The sequence below is a fragment of the Streptomyces sp. E11-3 genome (genome assembly GCF_046540415.1).
Classification (GTDB): Bacteria; Actinomycetota; Actinomycetes; order Streptomycetales; family Streptomycetaceae; genus Streptomyces.
Genome location: NZ_JAZGRL010000001.1, coordinates 2,492,716 through 2,518,116, shown reverse-complemented (window position 1 = coordinate 2,518,116; position 25,401 = coordinate 2,492,716). Strand labels below are relative to the sequence as shown.

Below are 25,401 nucleotides of genomic sequence, written 5' to 3'. Positions count from 1 at the left end.
TCCGGCCCAGGCCCCGGCCCCCGCCGCACCGAACATGCACGGTGCGCCGACCATGGCCGCACCGCTGGCCCCCCAGGGCGGCACGATGCCGCCCCCGCCGGCACCCGCGCCGTACGGGCAGCAGCCGGCACAGCCGTACGGACAGCCGCCCCAGCAGCCGCAGTTCGGCCAGGTCCCCGGCCAGCCCGCCGCCCCTGCCCCGTACGGACAGCCCACGGGCGCGCCCCAGGGAATGCCGCAGGGCGCACCCCAGGGAGTACCCCAGGGCGCCGGCGCAGGACTCGGCGTCACCCTGGAGAAGTACCGCGAGGCCCCCACCGGCCAGCGCTGGGCCCTGCAGAACGGCCAGCTCGCCCGCGCCGACCTCGGCGTCGACCCGCAGCCCGTGCTCGCCCGGCAGGGCAGCATGGTCCTGTACCAGGGCAAGGTCGACTTCAGCTACAAGAGCGCCGGATTCCGCGGCCGTATCACCGGCAACGCCACCGGCCAGGAGATGCAGCTCATGCGCTGCACCGGCGGCGGCCAGGTGTTCTTCGCCGAGGACGCCGCGTATCTGCACCCCATCGAGCTCCAGGGCGACGCGATCTGCGTCTCCGCGGAGAACGTCCTCGCCTTCGACGAGTCGCTGCAGCACGAGGTGCGCCGCATCGAGGGCCACGGCATCCCCGGCGGCGCGCTGTACACCATGCAGTTCCAGGGCACGGGCACCGTCGTGGTGAAGACCAAGGGCACCCCGGTCGTCCTCCCGGTCACCCCGACGACCTTCGCGGACGCCGACGCCGTGGTCGCCTGGTCGGCCGCCTCGCAGGTGATCGTCTCCAGCCAGGTGCGGCTGCGCCGGCAGGCCTACCCCGGACACAGCGGGGAGAGCGTGAACCTCCAGTTCCGCGGCGCGCCCGGCAACTTCATCGTCGTCCAGCCCTACGAGGTCTGAGGAGCCCGTCATGACTCAGCAGCCGATCGCGGGCTTCGCCCCGACCCCGCCCGTCCACCGCATGGAGAACCACGGCAGCAACATGCTCAAGGTCGCCATGCAGAGCGGCCACGACCTCTTCGCCCGCACCGGCTCGATGGTCGCCTACGAGGGCTTTGTGCAGTACGAGCCCAATCCGCCCGCCGTCCGCCAGATGGCCTCCCAGTGGCTCACGGGCGAAGGCGCCCCACTGATGCGCTGCCACGGCGACGGGCTGCTCTACCTCGCGGACTACGGCGCCGATGTCGTCGTCCTCAACCTCGCGGGCGACAGCCTGTCGGTCAACGGCACCAATGTGCTGGCCTTCGACGCCCAGCTCCAGTGGCGGGTCGAGCGGGTCAAGGGCATGGCCAAGTTCAGCGGACAGGGCCTGTTCAACGTCTCGATCACGGGCACCGGCTGGGTCGCCCTGACCTCCCGCGGCACCCCGATCGTGGTCGACTGCGGGCGCGGCGAGGACGAGACCTATGTCGACCCGGACGCCCTCGTCGCCTGGTCCACGAACCTCAAGGTGAAGGGCAAGCGCAGCTTCAAGGCCTCCTCGATGATCGGCCGCGGCAGCGGCGAGGCCTACCAGCTGGGCTTCTCGGGCCAGGGCTTCGTCGTCGTACAGCCCAGCGAGGACAGCGCCGACCGCCTCCGGGCACGCGGCTGAGGGGAGCGAACACACCATGCAGAGCCCGCTTTTCGCACACACTGAGGTCCAGACACAGGACCGCTACGCGCTCCAGAACGAGAGACTGCTGCGCATCTCCCTGTCCGGCAACGAGGACATCCTGGCCCGCCAAGGCAGCATGGTCGCCTACCAGGGGATGCTCGAGTTCGACGGCGAGTACCAGACCCGCGGCCAGCACCGGGCCCGGGCCAGGACGGGCGAGGGCCTGAGCCTGATGCGCTGCTCCGGGCAGGGCACCGTCTACCTCGCCAACCTCGCCCAGAGCATCCACATCGTCGACGTGGACCACGACGGTCTGACCGTCGACGGCGCGTACGTCCTGGCCCTGGACTCCCATCTGCACTGGGACGTCATCAATGTCGACAGCCAGTACGGCATCTCCGGCTCCGGCAAGTACAACCTGGCCATCAGCGGCCAGGGCAAGGTGGCCCTGATGACCTCGGGGCAGCCCCTGATGATGCAGGTCACGCCGGAGAAGTACGTCAACGCCGACGCCGACGCGGTGGTCGCCTGGTCCACGTCCCTCCGGGTCCAGATGCAGTCCCAGACGAGCTCGTCGGGCGTCTGGCGCCGCCGTGGCAACACCGGTGAGGGCTGGGAACTGAGCTTCATGGGCCAGGGCTTCGCCCTCGTCCAGCCCAGCGAGATGCTGCCGCCGCAGAACGCCGTGATCGGTCAGGGCCTGGCCGCGCAGTTCGGCATGGGCCAGCAGGGCGTGCACGGCCAGAACCAGGGCAACGCCTGGAACTGACCGCGACGGGATCGGATAGGGGTAAGGGGCGGTCGCCTGGGCGACCGCCCCTTACCTGTGCCTGTCCCCTTAGACCTTGAGGCGTGCGCGTTAGACCTTGAGGCGTGCGCGGGCGGCCGCAACCAGCCGCAGCACCGATCCGTCGCTCACATCGGCCACCTCGTCATAGGTGAACCAGCGCAGATCCAGCGACTCCTCGCTGATCTGCTCGACCGCACCGGCCGGCGCCAGGGCGGCGTACTGCACATCGAGATGCCAGTGGCAGGGCGCCGGGATCGGATGCCGGTCCAGCGTCACCGGGCCACCGGGCACCAGCGTCAGGCCGGAGATCCCCGACTCCTCGGTGGCCTCGCGCAGCGCCGCCTCGGCGAGGGTGGCGTCCTGGGGCTCGCAGTGCCCGCCCATCTGCAGCCACATCCGCAGCTTCCTGTGCAGGGTCAGCAGCACGCGTCCGCGCGAGGGATCGATGACCAGGGCGCTCGCCGTGAGATGGCCGGACTCGCAGGCCTTCCACATGCCGTCGGGCTGGGCGGCCAGGTGGTCCAGATAGGCCTGGCGCAGCTCTTCCTGGCCCTCGTAGCTCTTCAGTACGAGAACCGCGTCGTCGTGCAGGCTCACTCGCTGTCGTCGCCCTTGCTGTCTGTGCCGCCCTCGTCGTCCTTGAGCTCGTCCTTGAGCTCGTCCTTCTTGAGGTCCGGCTTGGCCGTGGGGCCGCGGCCCGCCGCCTCGCCGAGCATCTTGTCCAGCTCGGAGAAGTCCAGCTGCTCGTGGTGGACGAAGCCGTCCGGGTCGTCCAGGTCGTGGGCGGTCGGCAGCATGTCCGGGTGCTCCCACAGGGCGTCCCGGCCGTCCACCCCGCGCGCGTCCGTGAGCGAGGCCCACAGCCGCGAGGCGTCCCGCAGCCGACGCGGCCGCAGCTCGAGCCCGATCAGCGTCGCGAACGTCTGCTCCGCGGGGCCGCCCGTGGCACGCCGCCTGCGCAGCGTCTCGCGCAGTGCCGACGCCGAGGTCAGCCGGTCCTTGGCGGCCTCGTGCACCACCGCGTCCACCCAGCCCTCGACCAGCGCGAGCGCCGTCTCCAGGCGGGCCAGCGCGGCCTTCTGCTCCGGGGTGTCCTCGGGCTGGAACATGCCCTGCTGCAGCGCGCTCTGCAGCTCCTCGGGGTTCTGCGGGTCGAACTGGCCGACCACGTCCTCCAGCTTGGAGGTGTCGACCTTGATGCCGCGCGCGTACCCCTCGACCGCGCCGAACAGATGCGAGCGCAGCCACGGCACATGCGCGAACAGCCGCTGGTGGGCCGCCTCGCGAAGGGCCAGATACAGCCGGACCTCGTCCTGGGGCACACCCAGGTCCTTGCCGAACGCCGCGATGTTGACCGGAAGCAGCGCGGCCTTGCCCGCCGGGGCCAGCGGGAGCCCGATGTCGGTCGAGCCGACCACCTCGCCCGCGAGCACGCCCACGGCCTGCCCGATCTGCTGGCCGAACATCGCGCCGCCCATGGAGCGCATCATCCCGAGCAGCGGGCCGGCCATGGCCTGCATCTCCTCGGGCAGTACGTCGCCCATGGCGGCCCCGACCCGCTCGGCCACCGGGTCGACGAGCTCCTGCCACACCGGCAGCGTCGCCTCGACCCACTCGGCCCGGGACCAGGCCACGGCCGTACCCGCCCCGGAGGGCAGCGAGGTCGCGCCGTCCAGCCACAGGTCGGCGAGGCGCACGGCCTCCTCGACGCCGGAGCGCTCGGCCGGGCCGACGCTGGCGTCCTTGGTGCCGTCAGAGGTGCCCTGGGAGACGGTCTGCCGGGCGATCTGCTTGGCCATGTCCCAGTTCACCGGGCCGCCCTCGTACGAGAGCATCTGGCCCAGCTGCTGGAAGGCGGCGCCCAGGTCGTTCGGGTTCATGGAACCGAACATCGCGGCGAACGGATTGTCGCCACCGGCGCCGCCCGCCCCGAAGCCGAACGGGCCCGCGGGTCCTTGGCCACCGGCGCCCTGCCCCCCACCGGGGGTGTCCTTCTTCTTGCCCTCGTCGCCGTTCTCCGGCTCCTCCGGCGGAAGGCCGAATCCGAATGGGGTGTCACTCACGGGAATCCTCGGCTCGTTGGGCCGTCGACCGACTGGCCGACGGCGGCTGCCCGACTTTCGCCACCCAGCGTAGACACCCGAGCAGCTTCGGGGCTCGGTGCTCCGCTGCCTCGCGGGCTGCGGCAGGATGGACGCCACCTGGTACGTACGTGTCTTTCACGTACGTACTGAAGACAACCGCTGGAGACGCCCGGTGAGTTCCCCAGATCCGCAGGTTCGCGCAGCGCGAAACCACTCAACTATTACCCACGCGACATCCGGCCACCAGCCCTCGACCGAGCCACTTCGCTCCGGCGCCTCCGCGGCGGCGCGCGGCCCCGTGGTGGCCATCACGGGTGCCGCGTCCGGCGTCGGCGCGCTGCTGACCGAGCGCCTGGCCGCATCCGACGCGATCAAGCAGGTCATGGCCATCGACGAACGCAGGGGAGAGTGCGCGGCGGCACAGTGGCACATCCTCGACGTCCGTGACCCGGCCATCGCCGAGAAGCTGCGTGGCGCGGACGTCGTCGTCCACCTCGCCCTCGATCTCGACCTGGACACCGACCCCGCGGCCCGTACGGCCTACAACGTCCGGGGGACCCAGACCGTGCTCACGGCCGCCGCGGCGGCTGGGGTGCACCGGGTGGTGCTGTGCACATCGGCGATGGTCTACGGGGCCCTGCCGGAGAACGAGCTGCCGCTCGCCGAGGACGCCGAGCTGCGCGCGACCGCGGAGGCCACCGGTGTCGGCGACCTTCTGGAGATCGAACGCCTCGCCCGCCGCGCCCCTCGCGCCCACCCCGGGCTCAATGTCACCGTGCTGCGGCCCACCGTCCTGGTGGGCGGCACCGACACCGCGCTGACCCGCTACTTCGAGTCGCCGCGCCTCCTGGTGGTGGCCGATTCACGCCCTGTGTGGCAGTTCTGCCACGTCGAGGACCTGTGCAGCGCCCTGGAGTACGCCGTACTGGAGAAGGTCGAGGGCGAGCTGGCCGTCGGCTGCGACGGGTGGCTGGAGCAGGAGGAGGTCGAGGAGCTCAGCGGCATCCGCCGGATGGAACTCCCTTCGGCGGTCGCCCTGGGGGCCGCCGCCCGGCTGCACCGGATCGGTCTCACCCCGTCACCGGCCGGTGACCTGGCGTACACGATGTACCCCTGGGTCGTGAGCGTCACCGGGCTGCACGACGCGGGCTGGCGGCCGCGGTGGACCAACGAGGAGGTCCTCGCGGAACTTCTCGAAGAGGTCGCGGGACGGCACACCGTCGCCGGACGGCGGCTCGGCCGCAAGGACGCGACGGCCGCGGGTGCGGCGGGTGCGACGGTCGCGCTCCTCGGCACGGCCGCGCTGGTACGCAAGGTCCGCAAGCGGCGTGGCATGTAGGCGCGGCATGGAGCGGCGGGTAACCGTCCGCGGGCGGCTTCTGTAGGAGGCTCCATACGCCGGGACCGCAGGCCGGTCGAAATCGCTATTCCGCGATGTCAGTCCCGTACGGCACCATGGTCGGCATGGCAGCAGCACGGTACGACCACCCCGGCGAGCAGGCAGCACAGGACCCGATCCGGCTGCTCGCCATCCGCGACACCCCGCTCTCGCTCGACGAGGTCTTCAAGGCCGCCGGTGACGACGCCGCGGGCGGCACCGCGCTCTTCGTGGGCACCGTGCGCAACCACGACGGCGGCGCCGACGTCGACGCGCTCGGCTACTCGTGCCATCCCACGGCCGAGGCCGAGCTGCGGCGGGTGGCCGAGAAGGTCGTCGCCGAGCACCCGGTGCGCGCCCTGGCCGCCGTGCACCGGGTCGGTGACCTCGTGGTCGGCGACCTCGCGGTGGTCGTCGCCGTGTCCTGCCCGCACCGCGCCGAGGCCTTCGCCGCCTGCCGCCAGCTGATCGACGACCTCAAGCACGAGGTGCCGATCTGGAAGCACCAGACGTTCTCGGACGGCACCGAGGAGTGGGTCGGCGCCTGCTGACCTCTTCGGCGTCTGGCCGGTCCCTTCGGCGTCTGCCGGTCCCTTCGGCGTCTACTGACTCCCGCGGCGCTCGCTGACTCCCTCGGTGCCCGCTGACCTTTGCGGCCACCCCGCCCCGAGGGTTTTCCGGTTGCGTAACCGGAAGGCTCCGGTGAGCGTTGACTGTGCGGAGGGTTTATCTGCTGATCAGTCAGTTGCGTTCGCTCAGGGGGTCGGGAGGACGGCGTGGCAGTACTTGCGTGGTTGCTGATTCCGCTGATGGCTGCGATCGGTGCCGGGATGTGGGGCAGCTGGGCCGCCAGCCATCGCCGTACGGGAGACGGCTCGGAGCTCGACGGCTATGCGCGGTTCCGGGCCGCGATGGAGAAACGGGCCGCGCTGGAGAAGTCGGAATCCGGCTCGGACATCCGCTGAGGCCCACTCCGGCACCCGGCCCCGAGCACCGGGGCCGACCACCAACGGACCGGCCCCAGCGGTGCACTCACAGGCCTGTCCCGTACTGTCGTTCCATGCCACGCCGCACCGCGACGATGCTCGCCTCGACCCTGATGCTGATCGCTCTGCTCTGCGCGGGACTGCTCATCAACGTGCCGTACTCGGAGATGTCGCCCGGGCCGACGGAGAACACCCTGGGCGAGCAGCGCGGCGAACCGGTGATCAAGATCACCGGGCGCGAGTCCTACGACACGACCGGCAATCTCAACATGACCACGGTCCGGGTCACCAGCGCCGACTACAAGATGACCCTGTTCAAGGCGATGTACGGCTGGCTGGCGGACGACAACCTCGTGGTGCCGCACGACACGCTCTACCCCAACGGCAAGACGGAAGAGCAGTCGACGCAGGAGAACGCCGAGGAATTCACCCAGTCCCAGGAGACCGCCAAGGTCGCGGCCCTGGGGGAGCTGGACATCCCGGTGAGCTCCCAGGTCGTCGTCGCCACGGTCGTCAAGGACAGCCCCTCCCAGGGGAAGCTGCACGCGGGCGATGTGATCAAGGACGTGGACGGTAAGGCGGTGAAGCAGCCGTCGGATGTGGCGAAGCTGGTCACCAAGCACCAGCCGGGTGAGGACGTCGTCTTCACCATCGTCCCGGCCAAGGAGGCGGTCGCCGCCGAGAAGGCGGACCGGGAGCCGACCGAGACCAAGCAGGTCACCATCACCACCCAGAAGGCCGAGGACGACAACCGCGCGCTCGTCGGCATCCGGGCGGGCAAGGACTACACGTATCCGTTCACGATCGACATCACGCTGCCCGACGTGGGCGGACCCAGCGCGGGGCTGATGTTCGCGCTCGGCATCGTCGACAAGCTGACGCCCGAGGACCTCACCGGCGGAAGGTTCGTCGCCGGGACCGGCACCATCGACGAGGAGGGCACGGTCGGCCCGATCGGCGGGATCGGGATGAAGACCGTGGGGGCGCGCAACAACGGCGCCGAGTACTTCCTCACCCCCGAGGACAACTGCGCCAGCGCCCTGAAGAACGTCCCCGACGGGCTGACCCTGGTCAAGGTCAAGACGATCGACGACGCACGGGAGTCCGTCGAGAAGATCGCCGAGGGCAAGACCTCCGATCTGCCCCAGTGCACGAAGAGCTAAGGCCTGTCCGGACGGAGGCGGTGGCGTACGCGACCGGACACCCCAGCCGCGTACGCCGCTGAAAGCTAGGCGGCGAAGGTCGCGGCCAGCGCCTCTGCCAGCCCCGGGACCAGGTCGGACCCGGTGAGCACCTCGGTCGGGGAGTCCTTCTCGCGCAGCCGCAGCGCCGACTCGCGCGCGCCGTCGCGCAGCACCGCGACCGTCATCCGGACCTCCTGGCGGTCCGGGTGCTTGGCTACCCACTTGGCCAGCTGCGCCTCGTTCAGGCCATCCGGTACCGAGGCCTCCGCGGACGGCGGCAGCATCATCCGCTCCACGGTGAGGGCGCAGCCGGCCACCGCGTCCGGCCAGGCGATCGTGCCGAGGAACTCGTCCAGCGGGCTGCCGGCCGGGAGCTCCTCCTGTTCGATGGGGGTGAGGTTGGCGGCGGACTCGTCGCCGGTCAGGCCGAGGCGCTCGGCGAGCCCCGGCTCCTGGGTGCGCAGCTGGGCGCTGTCGACAAGGGCGAACAGCCGCGCGGGCTGGTCCCAGCCGAGTCCGGCGATGTATTCGTCGATCTCGAGCACGGCACGGGTGAGTGGGCTCGCGGCCATCGGGGGACCGGAGGGGGAATGGTTGGGCATAACCAACATCCTGCCTCGTTCAGCCCCGAGATCGGGAACTGAGTAAAGCTTCGGTAAGTTGCATGAGTGGGCTCTACGATCGCTGAGCCTGCTCTACCGACAGCGACTCCACAGCGAACTTAGAGGTGCGCACCTTGGCTTTCCAGATGCCGGACCGCGGCGGAGGCCCATCCGGGCCACGGATCAAAGTGGGCCGACCCTCCCGTCGGGTCCGGAACCTGCTTCTGACGTTGGGCATCCTGGCCGTCCTGGCCATGCTCTTCGTCATGTTCGCGGGCTTCTGGACGGACTGGCTGTGGTATAGGTCCGTCAACTACTCCTCGGTGTTCACCAGGACCCTGTGGACCAAGATCGGACTGTTCACCGTCTTCGGGCTGCTGATGTCGGCGGCCGTGGGCGTCAACATCTGGCTGGCCCACCGACTGCGGCCGCCGCTGAGCGCCATGTCGATGGAGCAGCAGAGCCTCGATCGCTACCGCATGAGCATCGCGCCGTACAAGAAGTGGATTCTGCTCGCGATCACCGCCCTGGTCGGGCTGATCGCCGGCGCCTCCGCCTCGGGCCAGTGGCGCACCTGGATGCTGTGGGTGAACGGCACGTCCTTCGGGCAGACGGACGCGCAGTTCAAGATGGACATCGCCTTCTACATGTTCGATCTGCCCTGGTACCGCTTCCTGCTCGGCTTCGGGTTCGCCGCGGCGGTGCTCGGACTGATCGCCGCCGCCCTGACCCACTATCTGTACGGCGGGCTGCGCATCACCACGCCGGGATCGCGGGCCACGGCGGCTGCCACCGGTCACCTCTCGGTGCTGCTCGGCATCTTCGTGGCGCTCAAGGCCGTCGCGTACTGGTTCGACCGGTACGGCCTGGTGGTCAAGTCCGGCGACCTGAAGAACGCCGACAACTGGGTGGGCCTGCGGTACGTCGACGCCAACGCCTATCTGCCGGCCAAGACGATCCTGTTCTGCATCGCGGTCATCTGCGCGGTGCTCTTCTTCGCCACCCTGTGGCGGCGCACCTGGCAGCTGCCGCTGATCGGCTTCGGCCTGATGGTGCTCTCCGCTCTGCTGATCGGCGGCCTCTACCCGGCGATCGTGCAGCAGTTCCAGGTCAAGCCGAACGAGCAGGCCAAGGAGACGCCGTACATCAAGAAGAACATCGACGCGACCCGTGAGGCCTACGGCATCGCCGATGTGAAGCCCGAGGACTACGCGGACAAGGACGACGCCAAGCAGGACCCGAAGGACCTGCGGGCCGCCGCCGACACGACGGCGAGCTACCGGCTGAACGACCCGAACATCGTCTCGCCGTCCTTCCAGCAGCTGCAGCAGGAGCGCAAGTACTACCAGTTCCCGACGACGCTGGACGTGGACCGGTACAAGGGCCAGGACACGATCATCGGTCTGCGTGAGCTGGACCTCGACCGGGTCGACAAGCGCAACTGGATCAACCAGCACTTCATCTACACCCACGGCTACGGCGCGGTCGCGGCCAAGGGCACCGACATCGAGAAGGGCTCCGAGGGGACCCCGGACTTCACCTCGTCGGGTCTGCCGACCACCGGTGACTTCCCCAAGGACTACCAGCAGCGGATCTACTTCGGCGAGAAGACCACCCAGTACTCGATCGTCGGCGGGCCCCAGAAGGAGCTCGACTACGAGCAGGCCGGTGGCCAGAAGACGTACAGCTACACGGGCAAGGGCGGGATCGACCTCTCGAACCCGATAAACCGCGCGGCGTACGCGGCGGTCTTCAGCGAGCCGCAGATCCTGTACTCGGGAGCGATTGGCGAGGGTTCGGAGATCCTCTACAACCGCACGCCCAAGGAGCGCGTCGAGGCGGTCGCCCCGTGGCTGACCATCGACGGTGACGCCTACCCGGCGGTGATCGGCGGCAAGGTCCAGTGGATCGTCGACGCCTACACCACCAGCAACGGCTACCCGTACTCCTCGCGCACCACCCTGGGTGACACCACCGCGGACTCGCTGACCGACGACGACAGCCAGCGGGCCGTCCTCGCCCAGGAGAACCGGGTCAACTACATCCGCAACTCGGTGAAGGCCACCGTCGACGCCTATGACGGCACGGTCAGCCTCTACGAGTGGGACGAGAAGGACCCGGTCCTGAAGACCTGGAAGAAGGCGTTCCCGGGCACGGTCAAGGCCAAGAGCGAGATCCCCGCGGAGCTCAAGGAGCACCTGCGGTACCCGCAGGACATGTTCAAGGTCCAGCGCGAGTTGCTGAGCACCTACCACGTCACCAGCGCCACGCAGTTCTACAACGCGAGTGATGTGTGGCAGGTCCCCAACGACCCGACGAGCAAGGGCGACACGGCCGTCCCGCCGTACTACCTGTCGCTGAGGATGCCCGGTGACAGCGGCCAGAAGTTCTCGCTGACCAGCACCTACACCCCCAGTGGACGCCCGCACCTGGCCTCCTACATGGCGGTGGACGCGGATGCCAACAGCAAGGACTACGGCTCGATAAGGCTGCTGCGGGTCAAGGGTGACAACGTCGACGGCCCCGTCCAGTGGCAGAGCAAGCTGAGTTCGAGGGGAGACGTCCAGGAGTTCACCCGCAACGCGGAGACGTCGAAGTCGAACATGCTCTTCGGCAACCTGCTGGCCGTGCCGATGAACGACGACTTCCTCTACGTCGAGCCGATCTATGTGCAGGGCAGCAGCGCGCAGTACCCGCTGCTGAAGAAGGTCGCCGTCTCCTACGGCGGCGAGACGGCCTTCGAGGACAACCTCACCGAGGCGCTCAACAAGGTGTTCGGAGCCAACGGCGAAGAACCGAAGGAACCCGAGGAGCCAGCCGATCCAGGTGAGGAGCCAGGCACCGAGGAGCCCAAGGACCCGACGGTGGAGAAGGCCTTCGACGACGCCCAGAAGGCGTACGAGAAGGGCCAGGAGGCACTGAAGGACGGCGACCTGGCGGAGTACGCCAAGGCGATGGACGAGCTGGAGAAGGCCCTTGAGCGGGGCCGCGCGGCCCGTGAGAAGGAGGGCGGGTCGGGCGGCGACTAGGACTGCCCCCGCCGGGCAGGCCCTGGGCCTGCCCTGACGCGTCAGGACTCCCCCTCGCGCCGTGGTACGGTTTGTACACAACGGCGCGGGGTGGAGCAGCTCGGTAGCTCGCTGGGCTCATAACCCAGAGGTCGCACGGCGCGGGGTGGAGCAGCTCGGTAGCTCGCTGGGCTCATAACCCAGAGGTCGCAGGTCGCGGGGTGGAGCAGCTCGGTAGCTCGCTGGGCTCATAACCCAGAGGTCGCAGGTTCAAATCCTGTCCCCGCTACTGAAGCGCTGGGCTCATAACCCAGAGGTCGCAGGTTCAAATCCTGTCCCCGCTACTGAAGACGAAGGCCCGGATTCTCAATTGAGAATCCGGGCCTTCGTCTTGTGCGGTACCGCTTCGGTGCGCGACTGTACGGCCGCTGCCCACCGGTCAGTTGACCGACGGTCACTCGGTCGTGCGGGTGACGGATGCCTCGCCTGGGGGGAGTTGGCAAATCTGTGTTTGACTTATCTCTCTGTGGGCATGTCGACAAAACGCTGAAGTGACCTCACTGGCCGCGGTATACCAGGTGTACCCGGGTTGCAGGTGGTGCGACGATGGATGGTATGGGGGACAGGACGACTCTGTTGGAGACAGGGCGACTTACACGGTCGGCCGACCGGGAAGAACCCGGTGAGGCCGAGGACGAGGTGCGCCACCGGAGCGCCGCCGACGCGGGCGACACCGCCGCGATGAGCGTCCTCGGGGCCCTCCTGCTGCGCCGCGGCGATCTTGACGGTGCCGAGTCCTATCTGCGCGCCGCCACCGCAGACGGCGACCGCGCCGCCGCGAACAACCTCGGGGTCCTGCTCCATCAGCGCGGGTACGCGGACGAGGCGGCCGGCTGGTGGCGGATCGCCGCCGTCGCCGGTTCCGCCGCCGCCGCGCACGCACTCGGGCGCCACCACCGCGAGCGCGGGGACGAGCCCGCCGCCGAGTACTGGCTGCGCCAGTCCGCCGAGCAGGGCCATGTGCTCGGCGCGTACGCGCTGGCCGACCTCCTTGAGCACCGCAGCGACGTCGGCGCCGAGCGCTGGATGCGCACCGCGGCGGAACACGGCCACCGCGAGGCGGCGTACCGCCTGGCCCGCGCCCTGGAGCGCCGGGCCGCCGCGGGCACCCGCCCGGCGACGCGCCACGGCGCACCGGACCATGCGACGGGGCGCTCGGTCGTCTTCGGCGCGGAGCTGCTGCGTACCGCGCAGGTGGTGATCGGCACCGGCGGCGCGCCGGGCGCGGGGGTCGGGGACGCACCGACGGCACCCGAGCCCGCCGCGGCCGGACCGGCCGCGCCCGAGCGGGCAGCCGCCGAAGCGCCGACCGCCACCGGGTCGCACCGGACCGCCCCCGGATCGCACCGGACCGCTACCGGTTCGCACGCCGTGGGCGCCGACGGCGTGCCCTCCGCTGCCGGGCTGACCCTCGCCGAGGAGATCGAGCAGTGGTACCGCCAGGCCGCCGCGCGCGGGCACCGCAGGGCCGCCCTGCACCTGGGCGCGATCCTGGAGCAGCGCGGCGAGCTCAAGGACGCCGGGCGCTGGTACCTGTCGGCGGCCAGAGACGGCGAGTCGCGTGCCGCCTGCGCACTGGGCTTCCTGCTGCGCGACGCGGGCGACGAGGACAGCGCGTCCGTGTGGTGGCTCAAGGCCGCCCAGGACGGCGACGGCAACGCCGCCAACGCCCTGGGCGCGCTGCACGCCGAGCGGGGTGAGACCCAGTCCGCCGAGCGCTGGTACCGCGCGGCGATGGACGCGGGCGACGTGAACGGCGCGTACAACCTCGCGCTGCTCTGCGCCGGTCAGGGCCGGGCGAGCCAGGCCGAGCAGTGGTACCGCCGCGCCGCCTACGCGGGCCACCGCGAGGCGGCCAACGCGCTGGCCGTCCTGCTGCTGCAGGTCGGCGACACCGCGGGCGCCGAGCCCTGGTTCTCCAAGGCCGCCGAGGCGGGCAGCGTGGACGCCGCGTTCAACCTCGGCATCCTGCACGCGGGCCGCGGCGAGGACGGCTCCGCCCTGCGCTGGTACGAGCGTGCCGCCACGGCCGGTCACACCGAGGCTGCCCTCCAGGTCGGTATCGCCAGGCTCCGCGAGGGGGACCGGCAGGGCGCCGAGCGCCACCTGCGGTGCGCGGCGGGCGGTGGCAGCCCCGAGGCCGCGTACCGTCTCGGCACCCTGCTCGACTGCCACCCGCAGCCGGACGTCCTGGGCGAGGCGGTCACCGAGAAGTCGGAGTGCGAGGCCTGGTACGAGCGTGCCGCCGAGCAGGGCCACCGCCGCGCCCAGGTCCGGGTCGGCATGCTGGCGGCCGCTCGCGGCGACGTGGTCGAGGCGGCCCGCTGGTACCGCGCGGCCGCCGAGGCGGGCAGCCGCAACGGCGCGTTCAACCTGGGCCTGCTGCTGGCCCGCGAGGGCAGCGAGCCGGAGGCGCTGCTGTGGTGGACCCGCGCGGCCGACGCGGGACACGGGCGGGCGGCGCTCCGCCTCGCGCTGCTCTGCGCGCGCCGCGGCGAGCTGGCCGAGGGGCAGCGCTGGTGCGACCGCGCCGTGGACCTCGGCCCCGGGGAGGTCGCCGAGCGCGCGGCGCGGCTGAGCAAGGCACTCCAGCAGGAGCTGACCGCGTAGCGGCCGGATGGAGGGCCGGGTGGAAGGCCGGGTAGAGGCTGTTCGGAAGTGATTTGCGCTGGTCGTAGCCCTCGCGTAGGGTGGTGTTCACCGACGCGGGGTGGAGCAGCTCGGTAGCTCGCTGGGCTCATAACCCAGAGGTCGCAGGTTCAAATCCTGTCCCCGCTACTGAAGGCCAAGGCCCGGATTCTCGTAAGAGAGTCCGGGCCTTAGTCGTACCCCAGGACCCACCCGGTCGTACGCCCGAGGCCCACCCGTACGCGAAAAGCCCCCCGTACCCATCGGTGCGGGGGGGCTTTCGGGTCAACCCGAGAAGATCAAGTCAGGCGGCGGCGCAGTTCGGGCAGACGCCGCGGTAGGTGACCTCGACGCCCGAGACCGCGAAGCCGAAGCGCTCCGAGGCCGGGAGGTCGGAGAGCGGGTCGCCCGCGGGGTGCACGTCCCGGATCGCGCCGCACTGGGCGCAGACCAGGTGGTGATGCGGCCGGTGCGCGTTCGGGTCGTAGCGCTTGGCCCGGCGGTCGGTCGACACCTCGAGCACCTCACCCAGCGTGACCAGTTCACCCAGCGTGTTGTAGACGGTCGCCCGGGAGATCTCCGGCAGGCGCGTCACAGCACGCGCGTGGACCTCGTCGGCCGTCAGATGGACGTGGTCGCCGTCGAGGACCTCGGCCACGACACGCCGCTGGGCGGTCATCCGCCAGCCGCGTCCGCGCAGTCGTTCCAACAGGTCACTCATGGGGACCAGCCTAACAGTCAAGGGACCTAAGTCCCGAACGGGTGTGAGTCTGGATGCTTACTTGACTTAGACAATGTCCATTGTAGGATCGGGAACGGCATTAGCCAAGGGACAGGTTTTGCATCAGAGCACGCAGGAGGCGCACGTGACGCAGGGACCGCTCACCACGGAGGCCGGAGCGCCGGTCGCCGACAACCAGAACAGCGAGAGCGCGGGCGTCGGTGGCCCCGTCCTGGTCCAGGACCAGTCGCTGCTCGAGAAGCTCGCGCACTTCAACCGCGAGCGCATCCCGGAGCGCATCGTGCACGCGCGCGGTGCCGGTGCGTACGGCACCTTCACGCTGACCCGCGACGTCTCGCAGTGGACCCGCGCCAAGTTCCTCTCCGAGGTCGGCAAGCAGACCGAGACCTTCCTGCGCTTCTCCACCGTCGCGGGCAACCTCGGCTCGGCGGACGCGGTGCGTGACCCCCGCGGCTTCGCGCTGAAGTTCTACACCGAGGACGGCAACTACGACCTCGTCGGGAACAACACCCCGGTGTTCTTCATCAAGGACGCCATCAAGTTCCCGGACTTCATCCACACCCAGAAGCGCGACCCGTACACCGGCTCCCAGGAGGCGGATAACGTATGGGACTTCTGGGGTCTGAGCCCCGAGTCCACGCACCAGGTGACCTGGCTGTTCGGCGACCGCGGCATCCCGGCCACGCTGCGCCACATGAACGGCTACGGCTCGCACACGTACCAGTGGAACAACGAGGCCGGCGAAGTCTTCTGGGTCAAGTACCACTTCAAGACCGACCAGGGCATCAAGAACCTCACGGCCGACGAGGCCGCCAAGCTCGCCGGTGAGGACCCGGACAGCCACCAGCGCGACCTGCGCGAGTCGATCGAGCGCGGCGACTTCCCGTCCTGGACGGTCCAGGTCCAGATCATGCCGGCGGCCGACGCGGCCACCTACCGCTTCAACCCGTTCGACCTCACCAAGGTGTGGCCGCACGAGGACTACCCGCCGATCGAGATCGGCAAGCTGGAGCTCAATCGCAACCCGGAGAACATCTTCGCCGAGGTCGAGCAGTCGATCTTCAGCCCCGCGCACTTCGTGCCGGGTATCGGTCCGTCCCCGGACAAGATGCTCCAGGGCCGTCTCTTCGCGTACGGCGACGCCCACCGCTACCGCGTCGGCATCAACGCCGACCACCTGCCGGTGAACCGTCCGCACGCGACCGAGGCGCGCACCAACTCCCGTGACGGCTTCCTGTACGACGGCCGCCACAAGGGCGCCAAGAACTACGAGCCGAACAGCTTCGGCGGCCCGTCCCAGACGGACCGTCCGCTGTGGCAGCCGGTCGACGTCACCGGTGGCACGGGCAACCACGAGGCCCCCAGCCATGCCGAGGACAACGACTTCGTGCAGGCGGGCAACCTCTACCGCATGATGTCCGATGACGAGAAGGCGCGCCTGATCGAGAACCTCGCCGGGAACATCGCGGGTGTCTCCCGTGACGACATCGCCGAGCGCGCGATCAACAACTTCCGCCAGGCGGACGGCGACTTCGGCAAGCGTCTTGAGATCGCGGTGAACGAGCTGCGCGGCTGACGTACGCGCTTGAGTACGGCGCCCGGGTGGATCCGATCCGCCCGGGCGCCGTCGCGCTCAGCTCGCCAGTGTCGCCGAGTGGTGCTGTCGGCTGGGTGTCCAGCAGCGGATGATGTCGCGCACCGACACGATCCCCACGGGTTCCCGGTCGTCCAGCACGATCAGATGCCGGAAGCCTCCGTGTGTCATGGCCTCCGCCGCTTCCTCCAGCGTCCACACCGGAGCGGCGAACACGACGTCGGTCGTGGTGTGGGTGCCAGCGGTCTCCAGGTCCGGGTCCTGGCCCGAGCCGATGGAGTTGAGGATGTCGCGCTCGGTGAGGATGCCGAGACCGCCGGCATCGGTGTCCAGGATGACCGCCGCGCCGACCCGGCGCGAGGACATCAGCCGGGCGGCCTGGCGGAGCGTGTGGTCGGGGCCGATGGTCAGGACCAGGGTGCTCATGGCGTCGCGGACGAGCATGGGCTGGAGCCACCTCCTCGGTGAATCCACCCCTTAGACCCCTAGGGAATGGATTCACAAGTTCACAAGTGGGGTCGCTCTCAGAGTGGCAGGCAAACGGAACGGCAACAAGTGGGAGCGCGGTCGCTCAGTAGTGCGGTCTCGGTCGGTTTCAGTACCGCTGGTTGAGGTAGCCGAGCAGTTCCTCGTGGAGTCGGCCGTTGGAGGCGGCGGCGTTTCCGCTGTGCGGTCCCGGGGTGCCGTCCAGGCCGGAGAAGCTGCCGCCCGCCTCGGTCACGATGATCGCGTTCGCCGCCATGTCCCAGAGGGAGAGCTCCGGCTCGGCACAGATGTCCACAGAGCCCTCGGCGACCATCATGTACGGCCAGAAGTCGCCGTAGCCACGGGTGCGCCAGCACGCGCGCGTGAGGTCGAGGAAGCCGTCCAGGCGCCCCTGCTCCTCCCAGCCGCTCAGCGAGGAGTACGCGAACGAGGCGTCCGAGATCCGCGACACCTCGGAGACCCGGAGCCGGGTAGCCGCCGTCAGGCTGCGGCCCGTGTAGGCGCCCGCGCCCTTCGCCGCCCACCAGCGGCGGCCCAGCGCCGGTGCGGAGACCACACCGACCACCGGCTGGTAGCCGCCCTCGCCCGCCTCCATCAGGGAGATCAGCGTCGCCCAGACCGGCACACCGCGCACGTAGTTCTTGGTGCCGTCGATCGGGTCGATCACCCAGCGGCGGGGTCCGGTGCCCTCGATGCCGTACTCCTCGCCCAGGATCGCGTCCCGCGGCCTGGCGCGCTGCAACTGCCCGCGGATCAGTTCCTCGGCGCCCTTGTCGGCCTCGCTGACGGGCGTCATGTCCGGCTTGGTCTCGACCTTCAGGTCCAGAGCCTTGAAGCGTTCCATGGTCGCGCGGTCGGCGGCGTCGGCCAGCACATGGGCGAGGCGTAGATCATCGTGGTAGTCGGACATGGGCGAACAGTATCGAGCGCCGTCCATGCCAGCCACATGGCCCTGCTCCCAGCTACCAGGTCCTCGGCCTGCCAAGGCTATTGACAGTGCGGTCAAGCGCGTCAACTCTGGCACCGAGCCGCTGAGCCGCGGAGCCGATCGGCTGGGAGGCGATGATGCCCGCAGCGCGCGAAGCCTTATTGGAAGCGGCGTACACCGCACTGCTGCACCGCCCGTGGAGCGCGGTGCGGATGGTCGATGTCGCCGCCGTGGCCGGGGTCTCCCGGCAGACCCTCTACAACGAGTTCGGTAGCAAGGACGGGCTGGCCAGGGCGCTGGTGCGGCGCGAGGCCGACGGCTATCTGGCGGGGCTCGACCGGGCGCTCGCCCAGGGCGGGCTGCCGGCCGCGGCGGAGTGGACGGCGACCATGGGTCGGGACAACGCCCTGGTGTACGCCGTGCTCACCGGCTGCTGGGGCCCGAGGCTGCCCGCGCCGACGCTGGCCGCGGTGCCGTCCGGCTCGGTGGTCCCGGCGCAGCGCCGCGCGGACGGCGCGCTTCCGGCGCCGGGCGAGCTGATCGCTCTCGTACGGGACCGTGCGGTGGCCGCGCTCGGTGAGCCGGGCGCGGCGAAGGCCGAGACAGAGCAGCTGGCGCGGACCTGCGAGCTGGCGATGCGCCTCGCGCTGTCCTGTGTGGTGGCCCCGACGGAGGACGGAGCCGCACGTCTCGTCGGTGAGCTGCTGCCCACGCGGTAGTGTCGCCCACGTGCGGGCGCGGCGCCGGTCTCAGCGCGCGCCGCCCGGGAGTCTCAGTGCGCGCCGCCCGACAGCTGCAGCCCTATGACACCGACGATCACCAGCGTGATCGAGACCAGCTTCAGCGTGGAGACCACATCGCCGAGGAAGATCATGCCGTAGATCGCCGTGCCCGCGGCGCCGATACCCGTCCACACCGCGTACGCCGGGCCGACGTCCAGCTTCTTCAGGGCGAGGGTCAGCAGCCCGAAGCTGCTCAGCGCGAAGATCGCGAAGGAGATCGTGGGCCACAGCCGGGTGAAGCCGTGTGAGAGCTTGAGGCACACCGCGAATCCCGTCTCCAGGAACCCGGCGACAATGACCAGCAGCCACGCCATGGTGTGTGCCTCCCGAACTCAAGTGACCGCTTCGCGCCCGCTCACTGCTCGTCAGTTCCCCTGGATCTTCCGTTGAGATTATGCACTTACCGTCGGCCTTCGGGCGTAAACACCCGCGGGATCAGTCGCCTTCGCGCCGTTCCCTGGTGGCCAGCAACCTGCGCAGCGAGTAGAGCCGCGCCGGATCGGCGTGCCCGTCGGCGACCCACGCGTCCAGTGCGCAGTCCTGCTCGTCATGGCTGCAGGCGCGCGGGCAGCCCTCGGTGCCGGGTTCCAGGTCGGGGAAAGCGTTGATGACCCGCGAAGGGTCGACATGGTGCAGTCCGAAGGACCGTACGCCGGGAGTGTCGATGACCCAGCCCTCGGCGTCTGTCAGCGGGAGCGCGAGGGCCGATGTGGTGGTGTGCCGGCCGCGGCCCGTGACGGCGTTGACATGGCCGGTGCTACGCCGCCGGTCCTTGGGCACCAGCGCGTTGACCAGGGTCGTCTTGCCGACGCCTGAGTGCCCGACGAACGCGGTGACATGACCGTCGAGCAGCTCGCGCACCCGCAGCGCCGCGTCCCCGCTGGCCAGCTCCTCACGGCTGGTGACGGCGTACGGGACGCCCAGCGCGCCGTACGCCTCCAGGAGCTTGTCCGCCGGGGCCAGGTCGGACTTCGTGAGGATCAGCAGCGGCTCAAGACCGGCGTCGTACGCCGCGACCAGACAGCGGTCGATCAGCCGGGGCCGCGGCTCCGGGTCGGCGAGCGCGGTGACGATCGCCAGCTGGTCGGCGTTGGCGACGACCACGCGCTCGTACGGGTCGTCGTCGTCCGCCGTGCGGCGCAGTACCGAGGAGCGCTTCTCGATGCGGACGATCCGGGCCAGGGTGTCCTTCTTGCCGGACAGATCGCCGACGATGGCGACCTGGTCGCCCACCACGGCGGCCTTGCGGCCCAGTTCCCGCGCCTTCATCGCCATCACGACGCGGTCCTCGACGAGACAGGTCAGCCGCCCCCGGTCCACGGTGAGGACCATGCCGTCCGCGGCGTCCTCGTGCTTGGGCCTGATGTTCGTACGCGGCCGGTTGCCCTTGCGGTTGGGGCGGACCCGGATGTCGTCCTCGTCGGGGTTCTTGCCGTAGCGGCGCATGGCGTCAGTTGCTCCGGGCCCCGAGCATGTCCGTCCAGAGGTCGGGGAAGTCCGGGAGGGTCTTCGCCGTCGTGGCGACGTTCTCGATCTGTACGTCCTTGACCGCCAGGCCGATGATCGCGCCCGCGGTGGCCATGCGGTGGTCGTGGTAGGTGTGGAAGATCCCGCCGTGCAGCCGCCGCGGGCGGATGTGCAGGCCGTCCGCGGTCTCGGTGACATCGCCGCCGAGTTCGTTGATCTCCTTGGTGAGCGCCGCGAGGCGGTCGGTCTCGTGCAGCCTCAGGTGCGCGACGCCGCGCAGCGTCGAGGGGGAGTCGGCGAGCGCCGCCACCGCCGCGATGCCCGGCGTGAGCTCGCCGACCTCGCCCAGGTCCACATCGATACCGTGGATCGCACCGGAACCGGTGAACGTCAGCCCCTGCTCGGTCAGCTCGCAGGAACCGCCCATCTCGGTGAAGATCTCGCGCAGCGCGTCGCCGGGCTGGGTGGTGCGCTCGGGCCAGTCCGGGATGGTGACCCGGCCGCCGGTGATCAGGGCGGCCGCCAGGAACGGCTGGGCGTTGGACAAATCGGGCTCGATGACCAGATCGCGGCCGAGCAGCGCGCCGGGCGTGACCCGCCAGACATTGGGCTCGCCACCGGACTCGGGTGCGTCGACCTGGGCGCCGACCGCGCGCAGCATGTCGACCGTCATCCGGATGTGTGGCATCGAGGGCAGGCGGCCACCCACATGGCGCACCTCGACCCCCTGGTTGAAGCGCGGGGCGGAGAGCAGCAGCGCGGAGACGAACTGCGAGGACGAGGAGGCGTCGATCTCGATCTGGCCACCCTCCAGGGCACCGCCGCCGCGCACGGTCATCGGCAGCGCGCCGCGCCCGTCGTCGTCGATCCGGGCGCCCAGGCCGCGCAGGGCGTCGATCACGCCGTTCAGCGGGCGCTCGTACGACCTGGGGTCGCCGTCGAACCGTACGTCCCCGTCCGCGAGAGTGGCCACGGGCGGCAGGAAGCGCATGACCGTACCGGCGTTACCGACGTCCACGGTGGCCGGGCCGTGCAGCCCGGACGGGATGATCCGCCACGCTTCGCCCGCGCCGTCCGGCTGACCTGCGGCGGATGAGCTGGAGGAGACGGTCTCCTCGATGCCGACGCCCAGGGTGCGCAGCGCCCCGGCCATCAGCAGGGTGTCGCGGGAGCGCAGCGGGCGGCGCAGCCAGCCCGGCTCGGCGGCGAGCGCGGCCAGGACCAGAGCGCGGTTGGTGACCGATTTCGAGCCGGGCACATGGACCGTCGCGTGGATGGCTCCGCTCGCGGGCGGGGCGGGCCAGAGGGCGGAGTGCGCCGGGTTTTCGGTCATGCCTCTCACTTTAATGGCTCGCACCGACAGCGGATCTTGATCAAAGGTGGCGAAACCCCGTCGAAACAGTGCGCTGGTATCCGAGTCACCAGCCGAGCAGCCAGCGGCCGCCGCCCAGCAGCGAGCACACCGAGACGGCGTGGAAGAAGAACAGCCAGAGTGCCGCGGGCACATGGGTGAGGCGCGACAACTGGTCCGCGTCCGAGTCCGAGGCCCCGCCGTGGCGCCGCTTGGCCTGCAGCTCGAAGGCCGGTCGTACACCACCGAGCAGCAGGAACCACACCACGACATACGCGAAGCCGGCCTGCACCTCGGCGTCGGCGAGCCAGGACACCAGCAGGAAGGCGCCACCGGTCAGGATCACGGTCACCGCGCCGTAGACGTTGCGGATCATCACCAGAAGCACGATGAGCAGGGCCGTCGCCAGCCACAGCAGCGCCGTGATGTGGTCCGCGGCGAGCAGCCAGGCGCCGCCCAGGCCGAGCAGCGGGGGAGCGGTGTACCCCGAGGCGGCGGTGAGGATCATGCCGATGCCGGTGGGCCTGCCCCGGCTTACGGTGAGGCCACTGGTGTCCGAGTGCAGCCGGATGCCCTCCAGCTTGCGGCCGGTGACCAGGGCTATCAGGCCGTGGCCGCCCTCGTGGGCGATGGTGATCGCGTTACGGGCGACACGCCAGGTCCCCTGGGTGATCACCACGGCGAGTGCCGCGATGCCGGTGATGTAGACCAGCCACGGCTCCGGGGCGGACTGGGTGCCGAAGACGCGGTCCCACAGGCTGGTCAGGGACGCGGAAGCGATGGTGATGCTGTCCATTGCGGGGATTGGCTCCTCGGCACTTTGGGGATCTGGCAGTGTGGCACGTATGTGCGGTAGGTATGCGTCGAGTCGTCGGCCCGAGGATCTCGCGGGAATCTTTGAAATCGATAAGTGGGAGCCCGAAGAGGCCCTCGCACCGGACTGGAACGTGGCACCGACCAAAGAGGTCTACGCGGTCCTGGACCGTCCCCTTAAGGACGCTGACAGCCCGGAACCGGTTCGCCAGCTGCGCCGGCTCAAGTGGGGACTCGTCCCGTCCTGGGCCAAGACGCCCGAGGGCGGCGCCCGGATGATCAACGCCCGCGCGGAGACCGTGCACGAGAAGCCGTCCTACCGGCGCGCGTTCACCGCCCGCCGCTGCATCCTCCCGGCCGACGGCTACTACGAGTGGGTCACCGGCGACACGGAGCGCCAGCTGGAGGTCGAGGGCAAGAAGAAGCGGCCACGCAAGCAGCCGTACTTCGTGACCCCGGCGGACGGGTCGGTCTTCGCGATGGCCGGACTGTACGAGTTCTGGCGGGACCGCACGCTGCCCGACGACCACCCGGGCGCCTGGTGGGTGACCTGCTCCGTGATCACCACGGAGGCGGAGACCGGGCCACTGGGCGTCGCCCCGGCCGACGGGCCGCGGTCCCTGGCCGATATCCACCCGCGGATGCCGCTGATGCTGACGCCGGACCGCTGGGACGCCTGGCTCGACCCCGCGCGCACCGCCGTCGACGACCTGCGGCCGCTGCTCGCCCCGCCTCCGGAGGGGCTGATGCGGGCCTATCCGGTGTCGACCGCGGTCAGCAACGTACGGAACAACGGAGCGGACCTGCTGAAGGAACTGGACGGCCCTGAGGAGGGCACCCTCTTCTGACGGCACCCGGCTCTCTGGCGGCACACAGCCTTCTGACGGCACCCGGCGCCCCTTCCCGCCCGCCGCGCCACGCCCGAGGCACTATGGCGTCGTGACCCCTAAGGAACGCAGCGAGCTCGTCGAGACCGACGCGGGCGTGGCCCGCATCACCTGGCACACCGCCGACCGGCCCCGGCTCGTGCTGGCCGTCAGCCACGGCGCCGGTGGCGGCATCGAGGCCCGCGACCTGCGCGCACTGGCCGCCGAGCTGCCCGCACACGGCGTGACCGTCGCCCTGGTGGAGCAGCCCTGGCGGGTCGCGGGCAAGAAGGTGGCCCCCGCGCCCAAGACGCTGGACGTGGGCTGGCGCGGCCTGTGGCCCGCGCTGGCCCGCCCCGGCCTGCCCGTGATCGCCGGGGGCCGCAGCGCCGGCGCGCGCGTCGCCTGCCGTACGGCGACCGAGCTGGGCGCCCATGCCGTACTGGCCCTGAGCTTCCCGCTGCACCCCCCGGGCAAGCCCGAGAAGTCCCGCGCCGATGAGCTGCTCGGCGCCGGAGTGCCCACGCTGGTCGTCCAGGGCGGCAACGACCCCTTCGGGAAGCCCGCGGAGTTCCCGAAGGGCTCGTACCACCTGGTCGAGATCCCGTACGGCGACCATGGGTTCGCCGTACCCAAAAGGGCGGACATCGGGCAGGACGAAGCAGTGGCGCGGATCACCGACGAAGTCACCGCCTGGATCAAGGGCCTTCGGGAATGTTGACGTCGTGACCGATGTTGTGCGGGACGTCGGTACACACAGTTGGAGAGGGAGTCCGCCGCATGGGTTCGACCATCTGCCCGAACCGTGCCAGCGCCGCTGAGCTGGAGAAGTCCATGCTGGCCGCGGTGAAGACCGCCCCTATTCGAGCGGCGGGCAGGCACGATCGTCGTCTATCCTCCGATTCGAGCGGGTCCGGTATCGGTCCCGCCACATCGCTGGAGGAGGTGGGTCCGGTCACTGGGACCGACGACGGCCGAGTGGAAGAGACGGCGCAAGAGTCGGCTACTGAGCGCAACGCCCGCTTCGAGCGGACCGCGCTCGAGTTCCTCGACCAGATGTATTCGGCCGCCCTGCGCATGACGCGCAACCCGGCCGATGCCGAGGACCTGGTGCAGGAGACCTACGCCAAGGCGTACGCGTCCTTCCACCAGTTCCGCGAGGGCACCAACCTCAAGGCCTGGCTGTACCGCATCCTTACCAACACGTTTATCAACTCGTATCGCAAGAAGCAGCGCGAACCCCAGCGCAGCGCCGCCGAGGACATCGAGGACTGGCAGCTCGCGCGCGCCGAGTCGCATATGTCCACGGGGCTGCGCTCCGCCGAGTCGCAGGCGCTGGACCACCTGCCGGACTCGGACGTGAAGTCGGCGCTGCAGGCGATTCCCGAAGAGTTCCGTATCGCGGTCTATCTGGCAGACGTAGAGGGCTTTGCGTACAAGGAGATCGCGGACATCATGGGAACACCCATCGGTACGGTGATGTCCCGGCTGCACCGGGGCCGCCGTCAGCTGCGCGGCATGCTTGAGGACTACGCCCGTGAGCGCGGGCTGGTTCCGGCCGGCGTGGTGGAGTCGTCGAACGATAGGAAAGGCTCGGGCTCATGAGCTGCGGAGAGCCGCATGAGACAGACTGCTCAGAGGTCCTGGACCATCTCTATGAGTTCCTGGACCGCGAGATGCCCGACAGCGACTGCAACAAGTTCGAGACGCACTTCGAGGAGTGCTCTCCCTGCCTGGAGAAGTACGGCCTCGAACAGGCGGTCAAGAAGCTGGTCAAGCGCTGCTGCGGGCACGACGACGTACCGACCGACCTGCGGTCGAAGGTCATGGGGCGGATCGATCTGATCCGCTCGGGTCAGGCCGTGCCCGACCAGGACCTCACGACGTCGGCCGAGCTGCCGACGGAGTCCTGAACTCCCGCCCGGGGCACGGGCATCGCACCTGAAGACGACATCCCTCAACGGACATCCCGCAACGGACATCGCACAGGGAGACGGGGGGGGGCCGGGGGGGGGGGGGCC

Annotated in this window: 25 protein-coding genes and 3 tRNA genes; 18 read left to right on the top strand and 10 right to left on the bottom strand. The window is 70.0% G+C overall.

Going from position 1 to position 25,401, the window contains the following annotated elements; translation table 11 throughout:
- The 3 genes from U9R90_RS11285 to U9R90_RS11275 all read left to right on the top strand — a co-directional run.
- On the top strand, positions 1-934 hold a 934-nt coding region (locus U9R90_RS11285), incomplete at its 5' end, for an AIM24 family protein (protein ID WP_411056283.1).
- A 10-nt stretch (positions 935-944) separates the two neighbouring features.
- Entirely contained in the window at positions 945-1,628 is a 684-nt protein-coding gene (locus U9R90_RS11280; protein WP_411056282.1) for an AIM24 family protein, read from the top strand.
- A gap of 16 nt (positions 1,629-1,644) precedes the next feature.
- Positions 1,645-2,400, top strand: coding sequence for an AIM24 family protein (locus U9R90_RS11275; protein ID WP_411056281.1), 756 nt, complete (start codon positions 1,645-1,647; stop codon positions 2,398-2,400).
- 90 nt (positions 2,401-2,490) lie between these two features.
- Here U9R90_RS11275 and U9R90_RS11270 read toward each other — a convergent pair whose 3' ends face one another.
- Together U9R90_RS11270 and U9R90_RS11265 are read right to left on the bottom strand one after the other, a co-directional pair.
- Positions 2,491-3,018 carry an NUDIX hydrolase gene (locus tag U9R90_RS11270; protein ID WP_411056280.1) on the bottom strand — a complete coding sequence of 176 codons (528 nt, stop codon included), beginning with the start codon at positions 3,016-3,018 and terminating at the stop codon, positions 2,491-2,493.
- Complete coding sequence (locus U9R90_RS11265; protein ID WP_411056279.1) at positions 3,015-4,484, bottom strand: zinc-dependent metalloprotease; 1,470 nt, start codon at positions 4,482-4,484, stop codon at positions 3,015-3,017. The genes U9R90_RS11270 and U9R90_RS11265 overlap by 4 nt, the downstream gene beginning before the upstream one ends.
- A 193-nt stretch (positions 4,485-4,677) precedes the next feature.
- Between U9R90_RS11265 and U9R90_RS11260 the strand changes: the two genes are divergently transcribed.
- The 4 genes from U9R90_RS11260 (at position 4,678) to U9R90_RS11245 (ending at position 8,032) form a co-directional block, all read left to right on the top strand.
- On the top strand, positions 4,678-5,844 hold the full coding sequence (locus tag U9R90_RS11260) for an SDR family oxidoreductase (RefSeq protein ID WP_411056278.1): 1,167 nt from the start codon (positions 4,678-4,680) through the stop codon (positions 5,842-5,844).
- A 125-nt stretch (positions 5,845-5,969) separates the two neighbouring features.
- A complete protein-coding gene (locus U9R90_RS11255; protein WP_411056277.1) occupies positions 5,970-6,434 on the top strand; it encodes a molybdenum cofactor biosynthesis protein MoaE in 465 nt (154 codons plus the stop codon).
- 225 nt (positions 6,435-6,659) lie between these two features.
- A complete protein-coding gene (locus U9R90_RS11250; RefSeq protein ID WP_411056276.1) occupies positions 6,660-6,848 on the top strand; it encodes a hypothetical protein in 189 nt (62 codons plus the stop codon).
- Between the two features lie 95 nt (positions 6,849-6,943).
- On the top strand, positions 6,944-8,032 hold the full coding sequence (locus U9R90_RS11245) for a PDZ domain-containing protein (RefSeq protein WP_411056275.1): 1,089 nt from the start codon (positions 6,944-6,946) through the stop codon (positions 8,030-8,032).
- Between the two features lie 65 nt (positions 8,033-8,097).
- On the opposite strand, the gene U9R90_RS11240 is transcribed toward U9R90_RS11245, so the two are convergent.
- Positions 8,098-8,655 carry a PPA1309 family protein gene (locus tag U9R90_RS11240; RefSeq protein ID WP_411056274.1) on the bottom strand — a complete coding sequence of 186 codons (558 nt, stop codon included), beginning with the start codon at positions 8,653-8,655 and terminating at the stop codon, positions 8,098-8,100.
- 146 nt (positions 8,656-8,801) lie between these two features.
- Between U9R90_RS11240 and U9R90_RS11235 the strand changes: the two genes are divergently transcribed.
- The 5 genes from U9R90_RS11235 (at position 8,802) to U9R90_RS11215 (ending at position 14,501) form a co-directional block, all read left to right on the top strand.
- Positions 8,802-11,684, top strand: coding sequence for a UPF0182 family protein (locus tag U9R90_RS11235; protein WP_411057711.1), 2,883 nt, complete (start codon positions 8,802-8,804; stop codon positions 11,682-11,684).
- Positions 11,685-11,771: 87 nt separating this feature from the next.
- Positions 11,772-11,859 (top strand) — tRNA-Met (locus U9R90_RS11230).
- Positions 11,860-11,878: 19 nt separating this feature from the next.
- Positions 11,879-11,952 (top strand) — tRNA-Met (locus U9R90_RS11225).
- Between the two features lie 326 nt (positions 11,953-12,278).
- Positions 12,279-14,333, top strand: coding sequence for a tetratricopeptide repeat protein (locus U9R90_RS11220; RefSeq protein ID WP_411056273.1), 2,055 nt, complete (start codon positions 12,279-12,281; stop codon positions 14,331-14,333).
- Positions 14,334-14,427: 94 nt separating this feature from the next.
- Positions 14,428-14,501, top strand: a tRNA-Met gene (locus U9R90_RS11215).
- A gap of 154 nt (positions 14,502-14,655) precedes the next feature.
- Here the strand turns inward: U9R90_RS11215 and U9R90_RS11210 are convergent.
- A complete protein-coding gene (locus U9R90_RS11210; RefSeq protein ID WP_411056272.1) occupies positions 14,656-15,072 on the bottom strand; it encodes a Fur family transcriptional regulator in 417 nt (138 codons plus the stop codon).
- 145 nt (positions 15,073-15,217) lie between these two features.
- Between U9R90_RS11210 and U9R90_RS11205 the strand changes: the two genes are divergently transcribed.
- On the top strand, positions 15,218-16,669 hold the full coding sequence (locus tag U9R90_RS11205; RefSeq protein WP_411056271.1) for a catalase: 1,452 nt from the start codon (positions 15,218-15,220) through the stop codon (positions 16,667-16,669).
- Between the two features lie 57 nt (positions 16,670-16,726).
- Here the strand turns inward: U9R90_RS11205 and U9R90_RS11200 are convergent, their stop codons facing one another.
- The gene (locus U9R90_RS11200) at positions 16,727-17,131 is read right to left on the bottom strand and encodes a cyclic nucleotide-binding/CBS domain-containing protein (protein ID WP_411056270.1); all 405 of its coding nucleotides are present in this window, start codon (positions 17,129-17,131) and stop codon (positions 16,727-16,729) included.
- A 151-nt stretch (positions 17,132-17,282) separates the two neighbouring features.
- Complete coding sequence (gene hisN / locus U9R90_RS11195; protein ID WP_411056269.1) at positions 17,283-18,083, bottom strand: histidinol-phosphatase; 801 nt, start codon at positions 18,081-18,083, stop codon at positions 17,283-17,285.
- Between the two features lie 152 nt (positions 18,084-18,235).
- On the opposite strand from hisN, the gene U9R90_RS11190 reads away from it, so the two are divergent.
- Complete coding sequence (locus tag U9R90_RS11190; RefSeq protein WP_411056268.1) at positions 18,236-18,820, top strand: TetR/AcrR family transcriptional regulator; 585 nt, start codon at positions 18,236-18,238, stop codon at positions 18,818-18,820.
- Positions 18,821-18,873: 53 nt separating this feature from the next.
- On the opposite strand, the gene U9R90_RS11185 is transcribed toward U9R90_RS11190, so the two are convergent.
- The 4 genes from U9R90_RS11185 to U9R90_RS11170 all read right to left on the bottom strand — a co-directional run bounded on the left by U9R90_RS11185 (position 18,874) and on the right by U9R90_RS11170 (position 22,497).
- On the bottom strand, positions 18,874-19,197 hold the full coding sequence (locus tag U9R90_RS11185) for a DMT family transporter (RefSeq protein WP_411056267.1): 324 nt from the start codon (positions 19,195-19,197) through the stop codon (positions 18,874-18,876).
- A 121-nt stretch (positions 19,198-19,318) separates the two neighbouring features.
- Complete coding sequence (gene rsgA / locus U9R90_RS11180) at positions 19,319-20,329, bottom strand: ribosome small subunit-dependent GTPase A (protein WP_411056266.1); 1,011 nt, start codon at positions 20,327-20,329, stop codon at positions 19,319-19,321.
- Positions 20,330-20,333: 4 nt separating this feature from the next.
- A complete protein-coding gene (aroA, locus tag U9R90_RS11175; protein WP_411056265.1) occupies positions 20,334-21,683 on the bottom strand; it encodes a 3-phosphoshikimate 1-carboxyvinyltransferase in 1,350 nt (449 codons plus the stop codon).
- 85 nt (positions 21,684-21,768) lie between these two features.
- Entirely contained in the window at positions 21,769-22,497 is a 729-nt protein-coding gene (locus U9R90_RS11170; RefSeq protein ID WP_411056264.1) for a M50 family metallopeptidase, read from the bottom strand.
- Between the two features lie 49 nt (positions 22,498-22,546).
- On the opposite strand from U9R90_RS11170, the gene U9R90_RS11165 reads away from it, so the two are divergent.
- From U9R90_RS11165 to rsrA, 4 genes are all read left to right on the top strand, one after another.
- Positions 22,547-23,362 carry an SOS response-associated peptidase gene (locus tag U9R90_RS11165; protein WP_411056263.1) on the top strand — a complete coding sequence of 272 codons (816 nt, stop codon included), beginning with the start codon at positions 22,547-22,549 and terminating at the stop codon, positions 23,360-23,362.
- Positions 23,363-23,453: 91 nt separating this feature from the next.
- Positions 23,454-24,101: an alpha/beta family hydrolase gene (locus tag U9R90_RS11160; protein WP_411056262.1), complete on the top strand. Its 648-nt coding sequence runs from the start codon at positions 23,454-23,456 to the stop codon at positions 24,099-24,101.
- Positions 24,102-24,325: 224 nt separating this feature from the next.
- The gene (locus tag U9R90_RS11155) at positions 24,326-24,985 is read left to right on the top strand and encodes a sigma-70 family RNA polymerase sigma factor (RefSeq protein ID WP_411057710.1); all 660 of its coding nucleotides are present in this window, start codon (positions 24,326-24,328) and stop codon (positions 24,983-24,985) included.
- Positions 24,982-25,293 (top strand): mycothiol system anti-sigma-R factor, encoded by a 312-nt coding sequence (gene rsrA / locus U9R90_RS11150; protein WP_411056261.1) that lies wholly within the window; start codon positions 24,982-24,984, stop codon positions 25,291-25,293. Before U9R90_RS11155 ends, rsrA begins: the two co-directional genes overlap by 4 nt.
- Positions 25,294-25,401 lie beyond the last annotated feature (108 nt).

Coding starts and splice junctions, on each gene's coding strand:
- U9R90_RS11170 (WP_411056264.1), bottom strand. CDS start 22,497: ATGGACAGCATCACCATCGCTTCCGCGTCCCTGACCAGCCTGTGGGAC.
- U9R90_RS11235 (WP_411057711.1), top strand. CDS start 8,802: ATGCCGGACCGCGGCGGAGGCCCATCCGGGCCACGGATCAAAGTGGGC.
- rsrA (WP_411056261.1), top strand. CDS start 24,982: ATGAGCTGCGGAGAGCCGCATGAGACAGACTGCTCAGAGGTCCTGGAC.
- U9R90_RS11275 (WP_411056281.1), top strand. CDS start 1,645: ATGCAGAGCCCGCTTTTCGCACACACTGAGGTCCAGACACAGGACCGC.
- U9R90_RS11165 (WP_411056263.1), top strand. CDS start 22,547: ATGTGCGGTAGGTATGCGTCGAGTCGTCGGCCCGAGGATCTCGCGGGA.
- U9R90_RS11245 (WP_411056275.1), top strand. CDS start 6,944: ATGCCACGCCGCACCGCGACGATGCTCGCCTCGACCCTGATGCTGATC.
- U9R90_RS11200 (WP_411056270.1), bottom strand. CDS start 17,131: ATGCTCGTCCGCGACGCCATGAGCACCCTGGTCCTGACCATCGGCCCC.
- U9R90_RS11240 (WP_411056274.1), bottom strand. CDS start 8,655: ATGCCCAACCATTCCCCCTCCGGTCCCCCGATGGCCGCGAGCCCACTC.
- U9R90_RS11255 (WP_411056277.1), top strand. CDS start 5,970: ATGGCAGCAGCACGGTACGACCACCCCGGCGAGCAGGCAGCACAGGAC.
- U9R90_RS11280 (WP_411056282.1), top strand. CDS start 945: ATGACTCAGCAGCCGATCGCGGGCTTCGCCCCGACCCCGCCCGTCCAC.
- U9R90_RS11210 (WP_411056272.1), bottom strand. CDS start 15,072: ATGAGTGACCTGTTGGAACGACTGCGCGGACGCGGCTGGCGGATGACC.
- U9R90_RS11185 (WP_411056267.1), bottom strand. CDS start 19,197: ATGGCGTGGCTGCTGGTCATTGTCGCCGGGTTCCTGGAGACGGGATTC.
- aroA (WP_411056265.1), bottom strand. CDS start 21,683: ATGACCGAAAACCCGGCGCACTCCGCCCTCTGGCCCGCCCCGCCCGCG.
- U9R90_RS11190 (WP_411056268.1), top strand. CDS start 18,236: ATGATGCCCGCAGCGCGCGAAGCCTTATTGGAAGCGGCGTACACCGCA.
- hisN (WP_411056269.1), bottom strand. CDS start 18,083: ATGTCCGACTACCACGATGATCTACGCCTCGCCCATGTGCTGGCCGAC.
- U9R90_RS11220 (WP_411056273.1), top strand. CDS start 12,279: ATGGGGGACAGGACGACTCTGTTGGAGACAGGGCGACTTACACGGTCG.
- rsgA (WP_411056266.1), bottom strand. CDS start 20,329: ATGCGCCGCTACGGCAAGAACCCCGACGAGGACGACATCCGGGTCCGC.